General features: G+C 60.1%; 13 protein-coding genes. 8 read left to right on the forward strand and 5 right to left on the reverse strand.

Annotated elements, in window-relative coordinates:
- Nucleotide 1: 1 nt before the first annotated feature.
- Nucleotides 2-1,558 carry an L-aspartate oxidase gene (gene nadB, locus ABGT65_RS07030; RefSeq protein WP_346700857.1) on the reverse strand — a complete coding sequence of 519 codons (1,557 nt, stop codon included), beginning with the start codon at nt 1,556-1,558 and terminating at the stop codon, nt 2-4.
- A gap of 72 nt (nt 1,559-1,630) precedes the next feature.
- Between nadB and ABGT65_RS07035 the strand changes: the two genes are divergently transcribed.
- Complete coding sequence (locus ABGT65_RS07035; RefSeq protein WP_346700859.1) at nt 1,631-2,839, forward strand: S-adenosylmethionine:tRNA ribosyltransferase-isomerase; 1,209 nt, start codon at nt 1,631-1,633, stop codon at nt 2,837-2,839.
- A gap of 173 nt (nt 2,840-3,012) precedes the next feature.
- Here ABGT65_RS07035 and ABGT65_RS07040 read toward each other — a convergent pair whose 3' ends face one another.
- Nucleotides 3,013-3,738 carry a porin family protein gene (locus tag ABGT65_RS07040; protein ID WP_346700861.1) on the reverse strand — a complete coding sequence of 242 codons (726 nt, stop codon included), beginning with the start codon at nt 3,736-3,738 and terminating at the stop codon, nt 3,013-3,015.
- Nucleotides 3,739-4,184: 446 nt separating this feature from the next.
- A complete protein-coding gene (locus ABGT65_RS07045; protein ID WP_346700863.1) occupies nt 4,185-4,808 on the reverse strand; it encodes a hypothetical protein in 624 nt (207 codons plus the stop codon).
- Between the two features lie 345 nt (nt 4,809-5,153).
- Between ABGT65_RS07045 and eno the strand changes: the two genes are divergently transcribed.
- From eno to ABGT65_RS07080, 7 genes are all read left to right on the forward strand, one after another.
- The gene (gene eno / locus ABGT65_RS07050; RefSeq protein ID WP_346700865.1) at nt 5,154-6,440 is read left to right on the forward strand and encodes a phosphopyruvate hydratase; all 1,287 of its coding nucleotides are present in this window, start codon (nt 5,154-5,156) and stop codon (nt 6,438-6,440) included.
- A gap of 517 nt (nt 6,441-6,957) precedes the next feature.
- Entirely contained in the window at nt 6,958-7,479 is a 522-nt protein-coding gene (locus ABGT65_RS07055) for a sigma-70 family RNA polymerase sigma factor (RefSeq protein WP_346700866.1), read from the forward strand.
- Between the two features lie 135 nt (nt 7,480-7,614).
- Complete coding sequence (locus ABGT65_RS07060) at nt 7,615-8,799, forward strand: FecR domain-containing protein (RefSeq protein ID WP_346700868.1); 1,185 nt, start codon at nt 7,615-7,617, stop codon at nt 8,797-8,799.
- 64 nt (nt 8,800-8,863) lie between these two features.
- A complete protein-coding gene (locus ABGT65_RS07065; protein WP_346700870.1) occupies nt 8,864-12,253 on the forward strand; it encodes a SusC/RagA family TonB-linked outer membrane protein in 3,390 nt (1,129 codons plus the stop codon).
- Between the two features lie 13 nt (nt 12,254-12,266).
- The gene (locus ABGT65_RS07070) at nt 12,267-13,805 is read left to right on the forward strand and encodes a RagB/SusD family nutrient uptake outer membrane protein (RefSeq protein WP_346700871.1); all 1,539 of its coding nucleotides are present in this window, start codon (nt 12,267-12,269) and stop codon (nt 13,803-13,805) included.
- A gap of 27 nt (nt 13,806-13,832) precedes the next feature.
- On the forward strand, nt 13,833-14,630 hold the full coding sequence (locus ABGT65_RS07075) for a DUF4843 domain-containing protein (protein WP_346700873.1): 798 nt from the start codon (nt 13,833-13,835) through the stop codon (nt 14,628-14,630).
- Between the two features lie 19 nt (nt 14,631-14,649).
- Nucleotides 14,650-16,230: a hypothetical protein gene (locus ABGT65_RS07080; RefSeq protein ID WP_346700874.1), complete on the forward strand. Its 1,581-nt coding sequence runs from the start codon at nt 14,650-14,652 to the stop codon at nt 16,228-16,230.
- A 219-nt stretch (nt 16,231-16,449) separates the two neighbouring features.
- On the opposite strand, the gene ABGT65_RS07085 is transcribed toward ABGT65_RS07080, so the two are convergent.
- Both ABGT65_RS07085 and ABGT65_RS07090 read right to left on the reverse strand, forming a co-directional pair.
- On the reverse strand, nt 16,450-19,062 hold the full coding sequence (locus ABGT65_RS07085) for a zinc-dependent metalloprotease (protein WP_346700876.1): 2,613 nt from the start codon (nt 19,060-19,062) through the stop codon (nt 16,450-16,452).
- Nucleotides 19,063-19,075: 13 nt separating this feature from the next.
- Nucleotides 19,076-21,718: a zinc-dependent metalloprotease gene (locus tag ABGT65_RS07090; protein ID WP_346700877.1), complete on the reverse strand. Its 2,643-nt coding sequence runs from the start codon at nt 21,716-21,718 to the stop codon at nt 19,076-19,078.
- Nucleotides 21,719-22,066 lie beyond the last annotated feature (348 nt).

Below are 22,066 nucleotides of genomic sequence, written 5' to 3' on the forward strand. Positions count from 1 at the left end.
ACTATTCTTTCGGGTAATCCATGTTGTAGTGGCAGCCCACCGACTCCTTGATCTCGCGCCCCTGCTTGATGATCAGGTACGCTACGGCGATCATGTTGCGCAACTCGCACAACTCCCGGTTGGGCTTGGTCTTGCCGTAGAGCTCTTCGGTCTCCTCGAAGAGGATCGACAGCCGGCGCATGGCGCGTTTGAGCGAGAGGTTCGAGCGCACGATGCCCACGTAGTTCGTCATGATCTGCTGCACCTCGCGCTTCGACTGGATCAGCATCAGCATCTCCTCGGTGTGCTTCGTGCCGTCGAAGTCCCAGTCGGGGATTCCCTCCTGGAAATCCACCTTGTCGACCAGAGAGGCGGTGTGGCGGGCCGCCTGGTCGCCATAGACCACCGCCTCGATAAGCGAATTCGAGGCCAGACGGTTTGCTCCGTGCAGCCCCGTGCAGGCGGTTTCGCCCAGGGCGTAGAGGTGCTTGATCGAGGTCTGTCCGTTGGTGTCGACCCGCACGCCGCCGCAGCAGTAGTGCGCCGCCGGGGTGACCGGAATCCAGTCCTTCGTGATGTCGATGCCGATCGAGAGGCACTTTTCGTAGATGTTCGGGAAGTGGCTCCGGATCGAGTCGGGATCCTTGTGCGTGACGTCGAGGTAGACGAAGTCCATACCCAGACGGGTCATTTCGCGGTAGATTGCCCGGGCTACGATGTCGCGCGGGGCGAGCGACTTCATCGGGTGGTACTTGTCCATGAACTCCGTGCCGTCGGGCAGGCGCAGGATCGCCCCGAAACCGCGCATCGCTTCGGTGATGAGGAAATTGGGCTTTTCGCCCGGGTTGTAGAGCGTCGTGGGGTGGAACTGGATGAACTCCATGTTCTCGGTGATGGCCTTGGCGCGGTGGCACATGGCGATACCGTCTCCCGTAGCCACAACCGGGTTCGAGGTTGAGAAGTAGACGTTGCCGCAGCCGCCCGTGGCCACGATCGTGAATTTCGAGAGCATCGTCTCGATTTCGTTCGTGTCGAGGTTCAGCACGTAGGCCCCGAAGCAGGCCAGTCCGCGCGTGTGGCGCGTGACGAACTCGCCCAGGTGGTGCTGCGTGAGCAGGTCGATGGCGAAGTGGTGCTCCAGGACCGTGATGTTCGGGTGCTTGCGGACCGACTCCACCAGGGCGCGTTCGATCTCGGCGCCCGTGAGGTCCTCGTGGTGAAGGATCCGGTGCTCGGTGTGGCCGCCTTCGCGGTTGAGCTCGAAACGTCCGTCGGGCGTCTTGTCGAAGCGCGTGCCCCAGGCGATCAGGTCGGCGATCAGCTCCGGAGCGCGTCGGACGACCAGCTCGACGGCCCGTTCGTCGCACTTGCCCGCTCCGCAGACCAGCGTGTCGTGGATGTGTTTCTCGAACGTGTCGGGGGCATACGTTACCGAGCAGATACCGCCTTGCGCGTAATTGGTGTTGCATTCGATCATTTCGCCCTTGGTCACGATCGTGACATGCCCGTGAGCGGCGGCTTTCAGTGCGAAGGAGAGCCCTGCGGCACCGGAGCCGATAACCAGGAAGTCGGTCTTCATAGGTTTCTTTTTTGCATTATGCGCCGCAAAGTTACAAAAAATAGTAACTTTGCCGCATAATTTCCGGCAAAAATGGAACGACATATCGATATAAACCGGTTCGATTACGCGCTTCCCGACGAGCGGATCGCCAAATTCCCGCTCGCCGAACGCAGTGCCTCGAAACTTCTCGTCTACCGCGGGGGCGAAATCACCGAACGCCGTTTCGCCGATATCGGCGACGTGCTGCCTGCGGGCGAGCTGCTCGTCTTCAACAATACGAAGGTGATCCGTGCGCGGATCATCATGCACAAGCCCTCCGGGGCGCGCATCGAGGTCTTCTGCCTCGAACCGCACGCCCCGGCCGACTACGAGCGCGCCTTTGCCGTGGTCGAGACGTGCGAGTGGTCGTGCATCGTGGGCAACCGCAAGAAGTGGAAGGAGGGGTATGTCGAGATCAACTTCGAATCGGGCGGCCGGGACGAATACCTCCGGGCCTGGATCGTGGAGGATCGCGGACGCGAGTGTACGGTGCGCTTCGAGTGGACCGCGCCGATGACCTTCGGACAGCTGCTCGAACACCTCGGGCGCATTCCCATCCCGCCCTACCTGAACCGTGAGAGCGAGGAGATCGACAACACCCGCTACCAGACCGTCTATTCGAAGTTCGAGGGTTCGGTGGCGGCTCCCACGGCCGGGCTGCACTTCACGTCCGAGTTGATCGAATCGATGCGGGGGCGCGGCTTCGAATTCGAGGAGGTGACGCTCCACGTCGGGGCCGGGACGTTCCTGCCCGTCAAGGACGAGGATGCCGCGAAACACCCCATGCACACCGAGCACTTCGAGGTGCGCCGCGGGACGGTGGCGCGGCTGCTCGAACGCTGGGGGCACATCACGGCCGTGGGGACCACCTCGGTGCGGACCCTCGAATCGCTCACGGCCCTCGGCTGGCGCATCCGCACGGCGGGGACGCCCGATGCCGGGTGTGTCGTGGGGCAGTGGGAACTTTACGGCATTCCGTCCGAATATACCGGCCGCGAGGCGCTGGCGGATCTGCTTGAATACCTCGACCGCGAGGGCCTCGACCGCCTGAAGGCCTCGACGCAGATCATGATTACGCCGCTGGGCTACGAGTTCCGCATCGTGCACAACATCGTCACCAATTTCCACCAGCCCAAATCGACGCTGCTGCTCCTGGTTTCGGCCTTCGTGGGCGAAGACTGGCACCGCATTTACGACTACGCCCTCGGTCATGGTTTCCGTTTCCTGAGCTACGGCGACTCGTCGGTGCTTATGCGGTAGGAGCGGGGCGGGAGAGGCCGGCGGCATTACCGTCGTTATCTTTCGTGCAGCCGCTTCACGAGCAGGCCGCCGCACAGCGTTGATTGGGAAATATCCTCTTCGCGCCCGGACTATCATCCCACAAAAGGACGGTTGCCCGGGCAGCAAAAGATGGTTTTATCTCCTGCAACGGATCAGAAGTTGTAGCCCACCTGGATCGAGAAGTTCCGGTTGTGGAATTTCGCCTCTTTGCCCCACTCCTTCTCGATGGCCATGTTCACCAGCCCGAGGTCGTAGGCGATACCTACGTAATAGTGCTTCTTGATTGTGACGCCGGCCCCGAACGTCAACCCGAAGTCGAAACGTTTCATGCCGTAATGCTCCTCGCTCTCCGACGACTCGCCGAAGAAGGGCGCCTTGTTGCTTTCGCTGTTGCCGTCCGAGTCGCTGTACTCATATTTGCACTTGCCGCCCAGTCCGAATGCGAAGTGGGGACCGACGTTCACCTGTACGTTCACCGACCGGCTCACATCCGCACGGAACGAAGCCAGCACCGGAATTTCCAGGTACATCGGCTTGTATTTCGTGGTTGCCTCCTCGCTGTAACCCGTCTCACTGTAAGAAAAGGAATCCTTGGCGCCGCGCGTCGTGAACAGAAGACCCGGCTGTACATAGAATCCGTTGGTGATCGGAATATCCACGATACCGCCGATGTGGAAGCCTGCCCGGGAGTCCAAGTCGAGTTCGTCGCCGGAATCCGGGCCGTACTCGCCGCCGATGTTCGAGATGTTGAGACCCGCACGGACTCCGTACGTGATTTTGCCCTTCTGGTCCGAACCGAACATGTCACCGAACGTCTGGGCGGAGGTTGCCGTAATGCCGGAGAGGAGCATTGCGGCCAGCATGAAGCATTTCTTCATAGCAAGAGGGAGTTTAGGGTTACACCCGGGCTCCGGAGATGTGATAACCTAATAAAAACAGGAAAGTGTGGAGCCGTTCGTTTATCTGACAGAGGCTCTGGTAAGCCCAAGAACAAATAACCAATACCCTTCCCACCCCTGTATAGCAGAAGGCAGAGTGCCTTTCATGCCGATACAAGTGATGAGCGCGTCGTTCTCCTTGTCCTTTTGAGATTCACCGGATTTCCCGTCAAGGATAAAAGCGAAACACTTTCATCAAATATGTACGCCGCTTGCGCGGCATACAAAGATAGAAAATGTTTGGCAAAACGCAACGTTTGTGGGGTATTGTGCTGCAAATTTCGGGGGAATTGACTTGAAAATCAATATTGAATCTCAATTTTATTAGGTTTGATTGGCCCCGGTTTCACCGTGCGGAAAGGCGGGGAGAAGCCTCGGGTGACGGGTCAGAAATCGTAGCCGATACAGAACGTGAAACTGCGGCTGCGCAGGCGCTCAATGCCGGCGGGCAGGAGCGGAGTCTGGTAGTCCGGTCTGAGGAGATCGAGGCTTCCCGCATCGAATCCGGCACTGAGGCAGATCCTTCGCCACGAAACCTCGGCCCCCGCGCGGAGCGTGAGGTCGCTGCGCCGGATGAATCCCGCATTTCCGAACAGGTCGTCCCATCCCTCGGGAGTGCGGGCTTTGCCGCCGATGCCGACGTCGTAGCAGACGCCGGCATAGGGGCGGATCGATACCCGCTCGCCGAGCCGGAAACGCCAGGTCGCCAGCAGCGGAAGCTGCAGGTACATCGGGCGGAAGGAGGCTCCGTTGAAGCGTCCGCCGCGGCTCGAAAAGTGTACGCCCGTCTCCACGTAGAGGGGAATCCCCCGCCAGAGCAGCACCTGGTCCGAAACGCCGAGCCGGAATCCGGTCCGCGGGTTGGTCGTACCGTACACGTATTCTCCCGTAGCGCGGATGTAGGAGAGTTCGAGTCCGGCCCGGACTCCCAGCAGGTTCTTTTCGAGGCGCTGCGCCCGGACGGCTCCGGTCAGCAGCACGGCACACAAAAGCAGCAGGTATCTTTTCATCGGTTGTCGGATGCGTTCGTATGGAGGTGCTTCGCGCGGGAGTGGAACTCCGGACTGTCGGCAGGGCTCCGCGGTTCAAAGATAGGACAATTGACCGTTATATACAAGACCACGCTGCCGGTTTCCCGCCCGGGAAGGGTCCGGACGGACTCTCTGGAAGCGACATGCAGCCGCACCTGCGGAACGCCCTTTGCCGGGCGTTTTCCGGGCGGAACTCCCTTGGGATCCCGAGCCGTGAAAAAATTAACAACAATAAAACGGCAATTCACAATTATTTTGTACCTTTGCGGTGCCGTTAGGAAAAAATAGGTATTTCAATACATAATTACTCAAATTCGTACAACTATGCAGATTGTAGAGATTCACGCAAGGGAGATCCTCGATTCACGAGGCAATCCGACCGTTGAGGTCGAAGTTCGCACCGTTTCCGGTGCATTCGGTCGTGCTGCCGTGCCGAGCGGCGCTTCGACGGGCGAGAACGAGGCCCTCGAACTCCGTGACGGCGACAAGAACCGTTATCTGGGCAAGGGCGTGCTCAACGCCGTCAAGAACGTCAACGAGGTGATCGCTCCGGCCATTATCGGCATGAATGTCGCCGATCAGGTTGGCATCGACAAGGCCATGCTCGCACTCGACGGTACCCCGACGAAGTCGAAACTCGGCGCCAACGCCATCCTCGGCGTCTCGCTGGCTGTGGCTCGTGCCGCTGCCGACTACTTCGGAATGCCCCTCTACCGCTATATCGGCGGCGCCAACGCCAAGACGCTGCCCGTGCCGATGATGAACATCATCAACGGCGGCTCGCACTCCGACGCTCCGATCGCTTTCCAGGAGTTCATGATCCGTCCCGTGGGCGCTCCGTCGCTCAAGGAGGGCCTGCGCATGGGCGCCGAGGTATTCCACAACCTCAAGAAAGTGCTCCACGAGCGCGGTCTCTCGACGGCCGTAGGTGACGAGGGCGGTTTCGCTCCCGCACTCAACGGTACCGAGGATGCGCTGGATTCGATCATCAAGGCCATCGAGAAGGCCGGTTACGTCCCCGGAAAGGATGTCATGATCGGTATGGACTGCGCTTCGTCGGAGTTCTACAAGGACGGCATCTACGACTACACGATCTTCGAGGGTGAGAAGGGCGCAAAGCGCACCTCGAAGGAGCAGGTCGAGTACCTCAAGGGCCTGGTTGCCAAATATCCCATCGACTCGATCGAGGACGGTATGTCGGAGAACGACTGGGAAGGCTGGCAGCTGCTCACCGCAGAGCTCGGCGGCAAGTGCCAGCTTGTCGGCGACGACCTCTTCGTAACGAACGTCGAATTCCTGAAGAAGGGTATCGAAATGGGCTGCGCCAACTCGATCCTCATCAAGGTAAACCAGATCGGTACGCTCACCGAGACGCTCGACGCCATCGAAATGGCCCACCGTGCAGGCTATACCTCGGTAACGTCGCACCGCTCGGGTGAGACCGAGGATTCGACGATCGCCGACATCGCCGTGGCTACGAACTCGGGCCAGATCAAGACCGGCTCGATGTCGCGTTCGGACCGTATGGCCAAGTACAACCAGCTGCTCCGCATCGAGGAGGAGCTCGGCGACGAGGCGATCTACGGTTACAAGAAGATCTACCGCAAGTAATTCCGCCGGGGGAGGGAGTGTGGGGTTAGCCCGCTCCGGGCCCCGGATGGAGGGGGAGAGAGGGGTTTTACCCGTGCTCCGGCCCCCGGATAGAGGAGGGAGAGTGGGGTTTGACCCGCTTTAGGCACCGGCTGGGAGGACGAGAGAGGGGGTACCCGCACTTCCGACTCCGGATGCTGGAGGAAGAGAGGGGTTTTACCCGCGCTTCGAATTCCGGATGCTAAAGGGGTGGGGCCGTTGAAACGCTCCGATCTCCGAACTGATGACGACGGGAGGATGCAACCATCCTCCCGTCGTTCGTTCGTCGGGACGGGAGGGGCGGTTGGAGACAGGGGTTGATGCCTGCGGAGTACGAAAATTCTCGATATTTTGCCGAGCCCTTATCGGGTTGTGCTGCTGTTCGTTGGTCGCGCTGTGCCGGAATCTCGGGTGAACGAATGTTACAATTTGTTTGCTTTTTTCGGATCGAGTCGCTATTTTTGTGCATAAATACCGCTTGTATAGCCCTCCAATGCCGATGAAAACTGTAATCTCATCCGAATACGAAGCGCTCTTCCGGCAGCATTTCAGACTGGCGGTGCTCTATGCCGAGCGGATTCTCGGCTCGGTGCACGAGGCGGAGGATGTGGTACAGGAGGTGTTTATCGCCTTGCTCGATGTCGATCTCTCCCAGATCCGCCATCGGGAAAGCTATCTCTATCGGTGTGTGCGGAATGCGGCGCTCGATCGGCTGCACCGTCGGATGAAGACCCGCGTCTTCGACCTCAATTCGCAGGAGATTGTCCGCCTGGCCGATGAGAGCCCGATCCCCGGAGCCGAGGAACAGGCGCTTGTCGAGCAGATCGGACGTATCTATCGGCGGATCGAGGCCCTCCCCGAACAGGGACGGCGGATCTTCAAGATGATCTGTATCGAGCACAAGAGCTATGTCGAAACCGCACGGCTCCTCTCCCTTTCGCTCCATACCGTGAAAACCCACATGGCCCGCTCGTTCAAGGCGCTCCGGAAAAAGGGCCTCTTCCTGTTGGGGCTCTTCTGATTCCCCTGTTTTGCTTTTTTTTCATAAAAATCTGATCGGCAATGTATGTCAGTTGCCGATTTTTTTCGTCATTTCTATAGAAATGGTCGGTAAACGGCGTGTGTGTCGCACCGTTTGGCCGTCCGACGTGTAACCATGAGTTTCGAAACACAGATTAAGAATATATTGAAAGCCCGCCTCGACGGTAGCATCACCCCCGAGGAGGAGGCTGTTTTGCAGGAGTGGGCCGAAAGCGATCCGCAGCACCGCGCGTTGCTCGACCTGCTCGACGAATCGGCCGATCATTTGCCGCTGTTGGGCCATCTTTACAATTACGACGAGTCCCGTGTCTGGCGGAACATTCGCAAGGAGGCCCGGCGTCGCCGGTTCCGCAAAATGGCCCGGGAGTCCCGGAAATATGCCGCCGTGGCGGCCGTGCTTCTGTTTGCGGGCTACGGCATCTGGCAGTGGATCGATGACCGGAACCGGGAGGAGGCCTGCAGGGCCTATATCGAGCAGGTGACACCCGGAGTCCGGGGCGCCGTGCTGACACTCTCCTCGGGCGAACAGGTCGACCTGGAACAAGGGGGCGAACGGACGCTTGTCGAGCAGGACGGTACCCGGATCGAAGTCGCAGGCGAAGAGGTGGCTTATCACGATGCGGAGCCCGAAGAGGAGGAGATCCCGGCCTGGAATACCGTCTCCGTGCCGCGCGGCAAGGAGTTCTCGCTGCAACTCTCCGACGGAACGAAGGTTTGGCTCAATTCCGCGTCGAGCCTGCGTTTCCCGGTCCGTTTCGGGGAGGGGCCCCGGGAGGTCGTTGTGACGGGCGAGGCCTTTTTCGATGTGGCGAAGGATGCGGACCGGCAGTTTATCGTTCATGCCGATACGGTGGCCGTGGCCGTCTATGGTACGGCGTTCAACATCGCGGCCTATGAGGATGAGACCGACGTCGAGACTACGCTGCTGAGGGGCAGTGTCGAGGTGACGAGCGGACGCCGGAAGGTGATGCTCAAACCCGGACAACAGGCCCGGGTCGGACGCTCGGGGGCGATTTTCGATGTGCGGCAGGTCCCGGCCGAGGAGTATGCCGCATGGACCCGGGGTGTGTTTGCCTTCCAGGAGGAGCCCCTCTCCTCGATCTGTCGCAAACTCTCCCGCTGGTACGACATCGAGATCCTCCCTTCGGGATTCGATGCCGATCAGGTGCGTTATACGGGTGAAATCCGGCGTTACGAAACCTTTGCCGAGATGGTCCGGCTGCTGGAACGGACCAATCAGATCCGTATCGACGTGCAGGATGGCAGGATTTTGCTCTGTATCGACCGTGACGACGGTTGATGCATTGGTTGGTTAGGTTGTTTTCCGACGGGAAAACGCAATGTTCCACTTAAAAACGAAGCATATGAAGAAACTTCACTCTTCTGGATCGCACCGGAAGCTGCCGCTTCTCGTGTGTGCGTGTTTGCTGGCGCTGATCGCCGTCTGGAGCCCCGGGACGGCCGATGCCAAGGAGCCCTTCAAACCGCGAAAGGACCGGATCTCCGTGACATTCCGAAATGCAACACTGGCCGAGGTGTTGCAGCAGGTCAAACGACAGACCGGATACTACATCCTTTACAACAGCGACTTCGTGCAGGATGTCAAAGGCATTACGTTCAGCAAAACAAACGCTCCGCTGCGGGAGGTGCTCGACGAAGCCTTGCGTGGAACCCGTCTGGAATACTCCATCGATGACGATACGATCGTCGTCCGCCCCCGCAGCGGGGATGACCCGCAGGAAGTACCCCCCCCCGCAAAAAAGCCCGACCGTACGGTCTCCGGACGGGTTGTCGACCATCGGGGAGAGCCCCTCGTGGGGGTCAATATCGTGATTCAGGGTACCCATCGGGGTACGGTGACCGATTCCGACGGCCGCTTCTCGATCCAGCTCCCCGACGGTCGTGACAACCTGATCTTCTCCTATCTGGGGTTCATCTCCCAAACCCTTCCGTCGGCCAGGTCCGCGGTCGTGACCCTCATGCCCGACGAGCAGGAGATCGAGGATGTCGTCGTGACGGGTATCTTCACCCGCAAGAAGGAGAGCTACACGGGTTCGGCCACGACCATCACGCAGAGCCAACTGACCCGTGTGAGCAACAAGAACGTCTTCGAAAGTCTGAAGAATATCGAGCCTTCGCTCTACATCATGGACAATACGTTGATGGGCTCTGACCCCAATACGCTGCCCGACATGCAGTTGCGAGGCATTACGTCGTTCCCGTCGGAAACCACCGGCGTGACCATCAAGGGTAACTACCAGAACCGGCCCAATCAGCCGCTGTTCATCCTCGACGGTTTCGAAACCACCGTCGAGAAGGTCATGGACATGGACATGAACCGCATCGAGAGCATCACGGTGTTGAAGGATGCCGCCGCAAAGGCCCTCTACGGTTCGGATGCCGCCAACGGTGTGATCGTCATCGAGACCAAGCGCCTGGCCGGAAATCAGGAGCTGGTGACCTACACCGGAAGCATCGAACTCACGATGCCCGACCTGTCGAGCTACAACCTCTGCAATGCCTGGGAGAAACTCGAAGCCGAACGGATCGAAGGCGTCTACACTTCGGCCAATCCCTTCACGCAGCTCGAACTCAACGCCCAGTACAACCAGCTCAAGTCCCAGGTGCTCGGAGGTCTGGATACCTACTGGCTGTCGAAGCCCCTGCGGACGGGAGTCGGCCACAAACACACCTTGTCGATCGAATTGGGGGACAGCCGCGCCCTGCGGGCCCTGCTCGACTTCTCGTACAACAATACGGCCGGAGTCATGAAGGGTTCGGACCGTACCGTGATCTCGGGAGACGTGAACCTCTCCTACCGCAAGAAGGATTTCCTGTTCCGCAACATCCTGAGCGTCTCCAATACCAAGAGCGTGAACTCCCCCTGGGGCGAATTCTCCGATTACGCCAAGATGAATCCCTACTGGAGCGCCACGGATCCCGAAACGGGCCAGGTGGCCCGTTGGGCCTACACCGATGTGGCGAACCCGATGTACGACGCCCTGCTCGGAACGCTCGACCAGGAGACCTATACCTCGCTGACGAACAATTTCTACGCCGAGTGGCAGGCGACCGAGGCACTGAAACTCACGGCGCGGGTCGGGGTGTCGGTCAAGCGCAGCGATGCCGACGAGTTCTATCCGGCCAAGCACTCGAAGTTTGCCGTGGGGTACGATACCTCGAACATGCAGTTGCGCAAGGGCTCCTATCAGCTCGACAACGGTAAGAGCAGCGATGTCTCGGGAGAGGTCTACGCCAATTATGCGAAGCAGTGGGGGAAGCACTACCTCTATGCCAACGTCGGGGGTAAGATCGCCGAGAACTCCTACAGCGCCTACCAGCACTATGCCGAGGGATTCCCCAACAGCCAGACGGCCGACATCACCTTCGCCCGCCAGTATGCCGAAGGCAAGAAACCCGTGGGCATCTCCTCCATCACGCGCGAGCTGAGTTTCCTGGGGACGGCCTCCTACAGCTACGATGACCGCTACAACGTCGACCTGACGTTCCGCGAAAGCGCCTCGTCGCTGTACGGTGCCGACAACCGCTGGTCGTCGGCCTGGAGTGCCGGTGTGGCCTGGAACCTCCATAACGAGTCCTTCCTGCGCGACCAGCAGTGGCTCAAGCAGTTCAAGCTCCGGGCGTCGGCCGGTCTGACCGGAAACCAGAGTTACGACACCAACGAGGTGCTGGCCACCTATCTCTACTACACGGATGTGACCTACCACGGGCAGACCGGCGCCTACCTGGCCAAGATGCCCAATCCGGCGCTCAAGTGGGAGCAGCGTATGGATTACAACGTCGGTGCCGACATCATGATCCACCGGGCCACGATCGCTTTCGACTACTACAACTCGACCACCGAGAACATGCTCACGAACGTGACCATCCCCACCTCGACGGGATTCAACGTCGTGAAGGACAATCTGGGCAAGGTCCGCAACCGCGGTATCGAGGCGCAGTTGAGCTACACGCTCTGGCAGGCTCCCACGGGTTATTTCAACGTCTTCGGGGCCATCGCCTACAACAAGAACACGATTGTCAGCCTCTCCGAGAGCCTGAAGGCCTACAACGAGAAGATGCTGGCCCAGGCCCAGGACAAGGGAAACTCCACGCCCGTGCTGATCTATCAGGACGGGATGCCGATGAATGCCATCTGGGCCGTTCCGTCGCTGGGCATCGACCCCACGACGGGGCAGGAGATCTACGTCAAGAAGGACGGGACGCTGACCTATGAATACGACTCCACGGATCAGGTCGTGGCCGGCGTCAGCGACCCCAAATACCGCGGCAACTTCGGCTTCTCGGCCGAGTACAAGGGTTTCGGGCTCAGTGCCACGTGCACCTTCCTCGGCGGCGGGCAGCTCTACAACGAGACGCTGGTGAACAAGGTCGAGAATATCGACATCTATTACAACGTCGACCGCCGCGTGCTCTACGGACGCTGGCAGACTCCGGGTCAGAATGCCATGTTCAAGCAGCTCGGCTCCTATACTGATGCCGACGGAAACTCCCGCACGGAGAAGACCCGCCCCACGACGCGTTTCGTCCAGGACAACAACGAGCTGACCTTCTCGTCGCTGAACTTCTACTACGAGTTCAACCCCAAGATGATCAGCAAACTGCGCCTCAAACGCCTCAAGCTGGCCTTCTACATGAACAACATCGCCACGCTCTCGTCGATCCGCATCGAGCGCGGTACGCTCTATCCCTTCGCGCGCAGCATGTCGTTCTCGTTGACCGCAACCTTCTAAAAACGCACAGATCATGAAAAACAACATAAGCATATCGTTCCTTGCCGTCGTGGGGTTGCTCGCCGCATCGTGCGAGAACTGGCTCGACGTGACGCCGCCCTCGGAGATCCGCGCCGAGGACCACTACTCCTCGGCCGACGGCTTCCAGCAGACGCTGCTGGGGTGCTACATCGCCATGACCGATGAGAATCTCTACGGGGAGAATCTCACCTGGCACATGCTCGACATGCTCGGACGCCAGTACGACGCCCGGAAAAACTCCGCGGCCGACGATTACGACCTCGACCGCTACAACTACAAGTCGACGAAAGCCGTTCCCGTTATCGAGAATATCTGGGCCGATGCCTACTCGGTCATCGTCAATGCCAACGAGGCGCTCGACTACATCGACCGCAACCGGGCACAGCTCGATTCGGTCAATTACCGCATCATCAAGGGGGAGCTGCTGGCCGTGAGGGCCTACATGCACTTCGATCTGATGCGTCTGTTCGGGTGCAGTCACCTCGCCGGGCGCAGTGACCTGGAGAGCCGTGTGACCGTCCCCTATGTGACGGCCGTCGAAAAGGATATCGCTCCGCAGTTGAGCTATGCGCAGACCATTCGCAATCTGATTGCCGATCTGGAAACGGCGATCGGACTGCTGGAGATCGACCCGATCCGCAACTGCTACTCGTCGGATATCTATGCCGAGGCCAATGTCGACGGTTTCTATGACTATCGTCAGCAGCATCTGAACTACTTTGCCGTCCGGGCGCTGCTGGCCCGGGTCTACATGTGGGAAGGGAGCGCGGAGAGTCTGCGGCAGGCCCGTACGATTGCGGAAGAGACGATCGCCGAGTTGAAAACCCTGGCGGGAAGCGGCGGCTCCACGCAGATCGTCTTCACCCAGGCGGATGTCGTCCCCACGACGCACATGTGCTTCCCCGACGAGCACCTGTTTGCCCTGAATGTCGTCGACCTGGAGCAGAAGATCAGTGCGAACCTCAACCGCGAGTATTCGCAGGACGACCGCCAGTACCGGACGCTGTGCATCACCAACTCGATTGCCGACAATCTCTTCGAGATCAGTGGCGTCGGGATCTCCGACTGCCGCTACAAGCTGCTGTATCATAACGTGGAATACTGGCCCGAAGGAACCAAGACCCCGTCGAAACTCTACCAGACGACCTCGACCGGAGCCGGTTATTCGTACAAGGATCTGTTGCCGCTGATCCGCCTTCCGGAGCTCTATTACATGGCGGCCGAGTGTTACGTTCGGGGCCCGGAACCGGATCTCGGAAAGGCCCGGGCACTGCTCGACGAGGTGCGGGAGGCGCGTGCCGTCTACGAGGATCTCAGCTCGGATCTCGACGCCGAGGGGTTGATGACCGAGATCGACAAGGAGTATCGCAAGGAGTTCATCTGCGAGGGTGTGGCCTTCTACTTCTTTAAGCGACTCGGGTATGAGGAGCTTCCGCGTCAGAGCGACGTCGGGCTCAAGAGTCCCGTCGACGATGCGACCTACATGCTGCCCTATCCCGATTTCGAGTTGCAGTCGGGGCGCGTTCAGTAAGTCTAACGTTCAAATGATTCGCAAGTTATGAAAAAGATAGGTTATATCCTGCTGGCCGCCGCCGTGCTGGCCGGTTGCGAAAAGGACGACCCGATGCGCTACGACATGTCGCAGGGCCGGGTCTGCTTCCCCGGGGCCACGTCGAATGAGACGGCCCTTTATCCCGGTTATTCAACGGCAGACAGCACGTTCTACGCCTCGCTGACCTTCAAACAGCAGCCCGAAGGGGCCGAATCGGCCGTGATCGAGGTGCCGGTGAAGCTGATCGGCGGGTCGAGTTCGGCCGACCGCGAGGTCGGGTTCCGGATTCTGGACGAAGGTACCACGGCTTCCGCAAGCGACTATACGCTTCTCGGGGCCACGATCCCCGCCGGGGAGACCTACGGAGCCATTCGCATCCGGGTGGTCCGCACCCCGGAACTGGACTCCGAAGAGCGTGCCCTGGTGATTGAACTGACCGATTCGCCCGATCTGGGAATCGGGCTCGCCGGCTATCTGAAGGCCCATGTTTCGTGGCACAACATGCTGCCGCGTCCTGTGTCCACGTCGCAGTGGTCGACCTATAATGCCTTTATCGACTCCGACCTCGCGTCGGCCAGCAAGGTTGCCGATGCCTACAGCCAGGCTGGACATCAGTTGCTTGTCGATGCCTTCGGCTGGGAGACCATTCCCAACTATACCTCCGATTACAGCTATTACCTCGATGCCTGGCGGGCCAAGCTTCAGGACTGGTACGATCAGTGGAAAGTCGACAATCCCGGCCAGACCCGCGTACACGAATCCGGCAGCATGAAGGGCCAGGAGGTGAAAGTCAGAGAGAAATAACCCCTAACAACGCACGATCATGAAACGATTCATCACATATCTGTTGATGGTGGCCGGGGTCGGCCTGTCGGCCGTCTCCTGTTACGAAGACAAGAGCAAGTTGCAGACCGAGGATATTCCGCTCATCGAGATCGAGGTGCCGGAGGCCATTGCGACGAGTCTGACCGTGGTACACGGCAGCCAACTCGATGTGGAGGGGCTGCGTTTCCGGAAGGCGGGGGTGGAGAACCCCGAAGGGCTCCGGTTCGAATGGACGGTGAGCACCACGGCAAATGATGTGGTGCCTGTCGTGCTGGCCACGACGGAGGAGTTCCACGAAGTGATCGACCTGCCGATTTCGTCGTCCGGATACCTGTTCGTTCTGACGGTGACCGATCCCGAATACGGTCTGCAGAGCCAGTACAAATGGGATCTCTTCGTGACGGCCCAGTACGGAGAGGGCATTCTGGTGGGCTATACCACCGACGGCACGACCTCCGACGTGGGGCTGATCATGCACCCGAAACTCACGGAACAGTATGCCGGGGAGCCCGCGGGGACGATCCAGAAGGGACTGATCGAATCCGCGAACGGCGAGCCGTTCCCGTCGCTGATCACCCACCTGCTTTACACCTATGCCAAGAGCAACGGTCAGAATATCTTCTGGGCCGCGACGCAGGATGACCTGATGCGGATCGAGACCGACTATTACGAGATTCTCGCCCATAAGGACGACGTCTTCGTCTATCCGCCCGAGGTCTTCAACGTGCAGCAGATGGTAAGTACCTACCAGTGTACGATGATTCTCAACGACGGCGACATCTACGAGGAGATGCTCAGCCGCGACCGCCTTTCGACCCCCGTCAGCGAGACCGTGGGCATGAGTGTCGACAACTGTGTCTTCTCGTCGCATTCGGCATCTTCCTATACGCGGAGTCCGAGTACGATCTTCTACGACAAGGTGCAGGGTAAATTCTGCTATGGTCGTAATACCACGTTCGGGGTCTGCCCGAGTGTCGGGGGAACCCCGTTCGATCCGGGCAATGCCCCCGGGCTGAACAGTGTGGCCGGTGGAATCAGCGTCGATGCCACGACGCATGTCATGCTGATGCGCGACGATGCCGACAACAAGTATCGGATCTACTCCTTCGGGAACGTTTCGGCTCTTTCATCCGTGAAGCCGCCTACGGCCAAGTTTATCTACGACCTGCCCGATGCGCTTGCGCCCTATTTGGAAAAGGCCGTGTCGATCTTCTTCTCGCTCCGCGAACCGGTGCTCTACGTGGCAACGCCCGAGGCCATCTACAAGACGATCTTCGAGACCGGGTCGGTGCAGTTTGACGAAAAGCCCGTTTACGAAGCTCCGGCCGGTGAGCATATTACGCTGGCACGGCTCTATCTGCAGGGTTTCTTTGCCATGGAGAATAACGACGACAACGCCTCGCTGGAGTGGAACAGCCGCGCCGTGGTGGTCGTGACGTCGAAGGACGACATGAACGACCGGATCCATGTCGTGCCGCAGATCAATTACGGTAGCGGACAGCTCGATGCCGCAAACGAACTCGTATTCGACGGTTTCGGCAAGATTCTGGAGTATACCGTCGTCGGATTGTACAAGTAGCCGCAGTTGGGGCGGAAACTTGTTGGAGCGCCGGGGTTCTTTTTGGGGGAGCCTCGGCGCTCGCTTTTTGCTTGGGGCCGATGCGGGATTGGTGGGGAAGGAATCGTGCGAAGGGTGCGGCGGATACCTTTTTCGGGGTGGGCTTCCGGAGATCGGTCCGGATCATGAAAAACGGCTGCAATCCTCGGATTGCAGCCGTTTTTTCGGTGTTCTGCCGGGTTATTTGATCTTCAGGGCCCGGTCGATCCGGGCGGCCATATAGCGGCAGAATTCACGCGCCTCGGCCAGCGGGGCCTGGCTGGCTCCCCGGCGGTACATCGTCTGCAGGTTGAGCAGCAGCCCGTAGAAGAGGTGCTCCTTGTAGGGAACGGTGACCTGCGGACGTTGGAATCCGTAGGGCGCCCCGGCGATCTCGTCGGCACCCAATACCCGGCCGGATGCCGGAAGGAGTCCTCCGGCAAACGATTCGCCGGGCGTTTGTTCGCTGTCGGTCAGGGCGAAGGCGCTCGCCGAACTCTTCGTCTCCTTGTCCTGCACTTTCGCCGCCGAAATCACCGTCCGCAACAACGTCTGCTGCATCTCGCTGAGGTGGCGGGACATCGGCTCCCGGGAGTGGATCTTCTCCCGGAAATAGTCCGTCAGATCCGCGGCCATCATCTCGGTCGTATAGGGGTCGTCGCTCCGCGAGACGGCCAGGTCCAGACTCCCGAGTTTCGTCAGGACGTTCCGCAGGATCCGCTCCTGGAGGTAGGTGCAGGCCTTGACCCGGTTGAAGACGTTCTTCGTGATCGACTGGTTGTCGATCCATTCGACCGTTTCGGAGAGCTGCAGCGTCGCCTGCAGGGCCTGACGCTGGGTCTGCTTCGGAACGACCGTGCAGAACGGATCCTGCAGCCCTTCGTAGGCCGGGGAGATGTAGAGGCCTCCGACGTAACGGAGCAGTTGTTCCGAGATCCCGACGATCCGCTGGATCATCCCGATCAGAAGCTCTTCCCGGTATTTGTAGTCGCCGTCGCTCTTCGAAAGCCACTCGTCCGCATGAGCCGCCACGTATTTCAGGTTGTCGATCTGGTACTCCGCACTCCGGAACAGGTCGTCGCCCAGGTCGTTGTTCCCGACCCGCGGGTCGTAGAGGCTGGCCCCGGCATGGGCGAAGAAGTAACGCGGGTCGCCTTCGTGCCGGGCAAGCAGGCTGTCCAGCGCCGGGATCTCCGCCTTCGGGGTGGCAGCTCCGGGTACGGGCCTGTAGAGCCATTCGACGGCCAGGTAGTCGTAGGGCCCCAGGGCGTCGGCGATCAGTTTCACGCCCCGCTCCTTGTCACCCTCCTGTGCCACGATGTTGCAGTATACGTCGTCGGTGATCGAGGCCGAGAAGCCGTTTGCCCGGGTGAATGCGGCCGAACGCAGCGAATCCGTCGGATAGGCCGCCGAAGCCGCATGGTTCGGGGAGATGCCCAGGGTCGTGGCCGCATGGCGGGCGATCAGCGCCGTCAGCACCTCGGCGATCCGCTCCTCCGACGGACGGACGCTCCGGAAGGCGGGGTCGGCGGCCGACATCGTGAGCAGAAGCTGGCTCCGGATGGCTGCGGCGTAATTGAACGGAACGAGGATCTCGCTGCCCAGAATCTCACCGCTCCGGCGGTCGATCCACGACGCGGCGTAGAGCTCCGAATTCGACGTCCCCGTGTGGCGGACACAGTTGGCGCGGAGCAGTCCGTCGTTGAATCCCGGATCCGACGGGATGGGCTTGACGCGGATTACGTCCGCATAGCCGATGCGGGCGAAGGCGTCGTTCCACATCAGCAGTCCGCGTTCGATGGCGGCATAGGTCCGGGCATCGAAGGTCGTGTCGACATAGAAGACGATCGGCCGGAGATTCCCCGCACTGTCGGTCAGCGAGCGGCGGCAGGTGAAGTATTCGGGTTCGGAACCCTGTTCCCGGTCCGAATAGCTCCGGACGCTCCGATACGTGGTGCCGATCCGCTGGTCGCAGAGGCGTTTCCGGGTCTCGGCGGGGCCCATGCGGGTGATGGTCCGCCGGGTGACGATCGACTGCGGCTTGTCTTTGAAGATATCCAGCACCCCCAGGAAACTGACCGTCGTGCCGTAGGAGAGCTCGCTCAGCACCGAAACGCTTTGCCGGTTGGCGGAGACTCCGAGAAGCTTCGAGCGGTCTTTCTTGTAGTCGGCCTTGGCGGTCATCCAGCCTCCGTAGGTGTTGCCGCCCTCGGGGTCGATCGGTCGGATGCGCTTCTCGTCGCCGACGAAAAGGGTGGTGAGGTCCACGATAGCCGCATTCCCGTCGGGGGTGCGGGCCTTCACGGCGTACGAGCCGACGATTGCCCCCATGTAGTTCTGCGCGATGGCCCGACGCATCGCGGGACTCCCCTCGACACTTACGGCCGGAGCATACTCCCGCAGGTAGATCAGCGAGTCGGAGTTCCCGCGGCAGAACTCGATCAGGTAGGGTTTGACGGGGTGTTGGCCCGCGATGCCGTCGCCGGGGTCTCCCGTGCGTTCGATCGACGTGGTGACCATCCAGCTCGCATCCAGCAGCGAATCCGGCAGTTCGAGATAGAGCTTATCCTCGACGTAGTGCAGGGCCAGCCCGCCGCCGCGGACGCTCTCGACCTGTTTGTTCTGGAAGAGTTTTTCATAGGGCGTCGGTTTCCGCTCCTGATCGGACGTTCCCTTTTTCTTCCGCTCCTTGCGCTTCTTCGAGCCGGTCTCGACGCTGTTCGTGGATTTCTCCTTGCGGGCCGCGTGTGCCGCGGAGGGCTGCAGCAGCCCCGCCAGAGCGACAAATGCCAGTATTTTCAACAGTTTCTTCATGGTCCGCCGGTTTTTATTTGTTCATCGCTTTCTCGATGTTGCGCAGCAACAGGTCGTAATGCAGCCGGGCCTCACCCTTGGCCGACGCGCGCTTCGTCTGCAGCATCGTGCGCAGCTTCAGCAGCGAGGCGTAATCTTCGGCCTCGGTGTTGCGCGGCTCGAAGTAGCTCAGATTCGGAGAGGAGTATCCCGAAATCGGGCTCGGGTCGACCCGGTGGGCTGCGGCGAACGCCTCGAACGGGTCGTCGGTACAGCAGCGGCTGCAGGAGGTGAGGGCCTTGCTTTGCGCCACGTGTGCCTCCAGGAACTCGGGGTAGGGGAGCAGCCCCTCGTCCGCAACGAACTTCTTGCTCTCCCGGGCTCCCGTTGCGGTGTATACGAGTCCGGCCGAGAGGCAGAGGTTGCGGACGTATTCGCGTTGGAGCATCATTTCGGTCTGGTCGGGAGCCCGGCCCGCGAGGGTCGGGGCCCACACGAAGTCGTAGATATCCTTGCGGCACTCCTCGGGGGTATAGGCATCCTCTTCGGCCAGTGCGGCGCTCGTGGCAACCCGGGCCGGGGCCGCCACAACCACGGCGATCAACGATGCGGAGAGTGTCTCGGACGGAGAACCCATCAGCGGCATGTTGCGCAAAACCTCGCGGTTGTCGAGCCACTTCATCTCCTTGAGCTGGCGGAGGCAGAACTGCAGAGCCTCGCGCTGCCGCTCCCGGGGAACGCTGCGGTAGGCCTCCACGGGATCACCCTCCATCTTCTCGGCCAGGTAGATGCCGCCGACGTTGGCCAGCACGTGATTCAGATAGCGGACGTATTGTGTCATGATCTCGCTGTAGAGGGCCTTCCGCTGCGAAAAGTCCCGATCCTCGGGCCCGATCCAGGCGTTGAGGTTCTCCAGAATGTACTTCAGGTTGGCAACGCCGTAGGTTGAGGCCTTGACGGCATTGTCGCCCAGATCCTCGGACTGCGAGTGCGGGTCGATCGTCCGGCTGAACTGCTGTTTGCCGAAGCGGTAGACCGAGTCGGCGGCGGCTTCGGTGATCCATTTCGAGGTGACGGCGTATTCGTCGAGGGCGGTGGGGGCGTCGGGCAGCGGCGTGTAGAGCCACTTCACGGCATAATAGTCGTAGAGCCCGAAACGCGGTGGGGTCAGATGTACGCCGCGTTCGTAGTCTCCCGGCTGGGCCACGTAGTTGAAGCGGGCATAGTCCATGATCGAGGTCGTGGTGCCGTGCTGCCGGGTGAACGACGGCGAGCGCAGCGAATCGACGGGTATGACTGCCGAGGAACCCATGTTGTGCATGTAGCCCAGGCAGTGTCCGATCTCGTGGGAGATCACGTAACGCAGTCCGTCGCCGATCACCTCCTCGGGCATCGTGGCCGTACGGACCCGCGGGTCGGTTTGCGAGGTCTGGACGAAGAGCCAGTTGTTCAGCAGTTTGATGATGTCGTGGTAGACATAGACCGAGGCGTTGAGGATCTCGCCGCTCCGGGGATCGACCCACGAGGGCCCCATGGCGTTGGAAATGGGGATCGGGGCGTAGCGGATGCACGAATACTTGATGTTGTCGGGGTCGAATTCGGGATCATCCTTCGGGTAGGGCTTGGCGAGGATGGCCCGTTTGAACCCGATGCGTTCGAACGGCTCGTTCCACTGCTCGACCGCCTCGAAGATGTGCTTTTTCCACATCTCGGGGAATCCGTCATCGACATAAAAGACGATCGGCTGTACGGGTTCCACCTTCTCGCCGCGCTTCCAGGCCTGCAGGTCGGAGGGCTCCAGCCGCCAGCGGTTTGCAAAGTAGACGACCTTGGCCCGCTGCTCCCGCTCGCTGAAGAGCACCTTGCCCGTCGGGAAGACCGACATGCGGCTGTCCGTCATGCGCGGGCGGTAGGGCGTGCGGGGCAGCAGAACCAGCGAACGGGTCATGACGGCCGTCAGCGGCTGGTCCTTGAGGAGCGTCCGGGTTCCGCGGCTGATGGAGAAGAGGTAGCTCAGCGTGCTGCGCACCACGACGTTGTCGCTGAAGGCCTTGATCTCCCCGAGCATCGAGCGCTCCTTCTGGAAGGTCTCCTTGAGCGTATAGGAGCTGTAGACGCCGTAGTCCGAGAAGGGCGACATCTCCTTGACGTGCGCCACGAACAGGTCGGTGACGTTGACCACGACGGCCGTACTGTCGGGATTCCAGGCTTCGATCTTGTAGTTGCGCAGGATCGGGTTGGCGGTATTGCGCTTGACGGCTGCGCTCAGCGCCTGCGAGGCTCCCGTTTCGTCGGTGATGTTTTCGCAGTTGACCGTGCGCAGTTGCACGGAGCGCGCGTCGCGGGTGAAGACCACGTGGAGCGGGGTCCCCGATTTGGAACCGGTCGTGGCGGCCGCATTGTCGGAGATCTCCGAGATGGTCGACCCCAGCAGCATTTCGCGTCCGAAAAGCGAGTCGGGGATCTCGAAATAGAGCTTGCCCTTGACATCATGGAGCCGGAACATGCCGTCGGCCACGGTGTGCTTCTCCTTGAAGAGCTTGTCGTAGGCGCTTCCCTTGGGTTTTTCGGCCGATTTTTCCGTTTTCTTCGAGTTGGAATCCTTGGGTTTTTTCGCTGTTGCGGTTGCGGCCGCCGTCGTGAGGCAGAGCAACAAAACCAGTAGTTTTCGGGTCATCTGCTAATTTTTTGGGTTATGCGTTTGCGTTGTCGTATCGCTGGAACCTGGGGCCCCTTCATAAGAAAGAGCCCCTCGGACCCGAAAATACATACATCCGCCCGGTAAAAAATCTTTCCGCCGGCGGATGCTCCGGCCGGAGTTCTCCCGGATGAAGCATCCGGCCGATGCCGGAATACGTTGTGAAACAGGAGGCACGCCTTTTTGTACTCGGATTTTTGTAAAGATTGATTGAAGACTGTTGCCCGAAACCGAATATTTTGTATAATTTTATACAACAAAAAGACGGGAGAACCCTCCTTGCGGGATGGGAGGCCTGTACTTTCAAGGCCGAAGCCTGGAGTGGAC

Source organism: uncultured Alistipes sp., from assembly GCF_963931675.1.
Classification (GTDB): Bacteria; Bacteroidota; Bacteroidia; order Bacteroidales; family Rikenellaceae; genus Alistipes.

Excerpts from the sequence above, each read along its gene's own strand:
- ABGT65_RS07065 (WP_346700870.1), top strand. The coding sequence starts at position 8,864 with ATGAAGAAACTTCACTCTTCTGGATCGCACCGGAAGCTGCCGCTTCTC.
- nadB (WP_346700857.1), bottom strand. The coding sequence starts at position 1,558 with ATGAAGACCGACTTCCTGGTTATCGGCTCCGGTGCCGCAGGGCTCTCC.
- ABGT65_RS07070 (WP_346700871.1), top strand. The coding sequence starts at position 12,267 with ATGAAAAACAACATAAGCATATCGTTCCTTGCCGTCGTGGGGTTGCTC.
- ABGT65_RS07090 (WP_346700877.1), bottom strand. The coding sequence starts at position 21,718 with ATGACCCGAAAACTACTGGTTTTGTTGCTCTGCCTCACGACGGCGGCC.
- ABGT65_RS07060 (WP_346700868.1), top strand. The coding sequence starts at position 7,615 with ATGAGTTTCGAAACACAGATTAAGAATATATTGAAAGCCCGCCTCGAC.
- ABGT65_RS07080 (WP_346700874.1), top strand. The coding sequence starts at position 14,650 with ATGAAACGATTCATCACATATCTGTTGATGGTGGCCGGGGTCGGCCTG.
- ABGT65_RS07085 (WP_346700876.1), bottom strand. The coding sequence starts at position 19,062 with ATGAAGAAACTGTTGAAAATACTGGCATTTGTCGCTCTGGCGGGGCTG.
- eno (WP_346700865.1), top strand. The coding sequence starts at position 5,154 with ATGCAGATTGTAGAGATTCACGCAAGGGAGATCCTCGATTCACGAGGC.
- ABGT65_RS07075 (WP_346700873.1), top strand. The coding sequence starts at position 13,833 with ATGAAAAAGATAGGTTATATCCTGCTGGCCGCCGCCGTGCTGGCCGGT.
- ABGT65_RS07055 (WP_346700866.1), top strand. The coding sequence starts at position 6,958 with ATGAAAACTGTAATCTCATCCGAATACGAAGCGCTCTTCCGGCAGCAT.
- ABGT65_RS07040 (WP_346700861.1), bottom strand. The coding sequence starts at position 3,738 with ATGAAGAAATGCTTCATGCTGGCCGCAATGCTCCTCTCCGGCATTACG.
- ABGT65_RS07045 (WP_346700863.1), bottom strand. The coding sequence starts at position 4,808 with ATGAAAAGATACCTGCTGCTTTTGTGTGCCGTGCTGCTGACCGGAGCC.
- ABGT65_RS07035 (WP_346700859.1), top strand. The coding sequence starts at position 1,631 with ATGGAACGACATATCGATATAAACCGGTTCGATTACGCGCTTCCCGAC.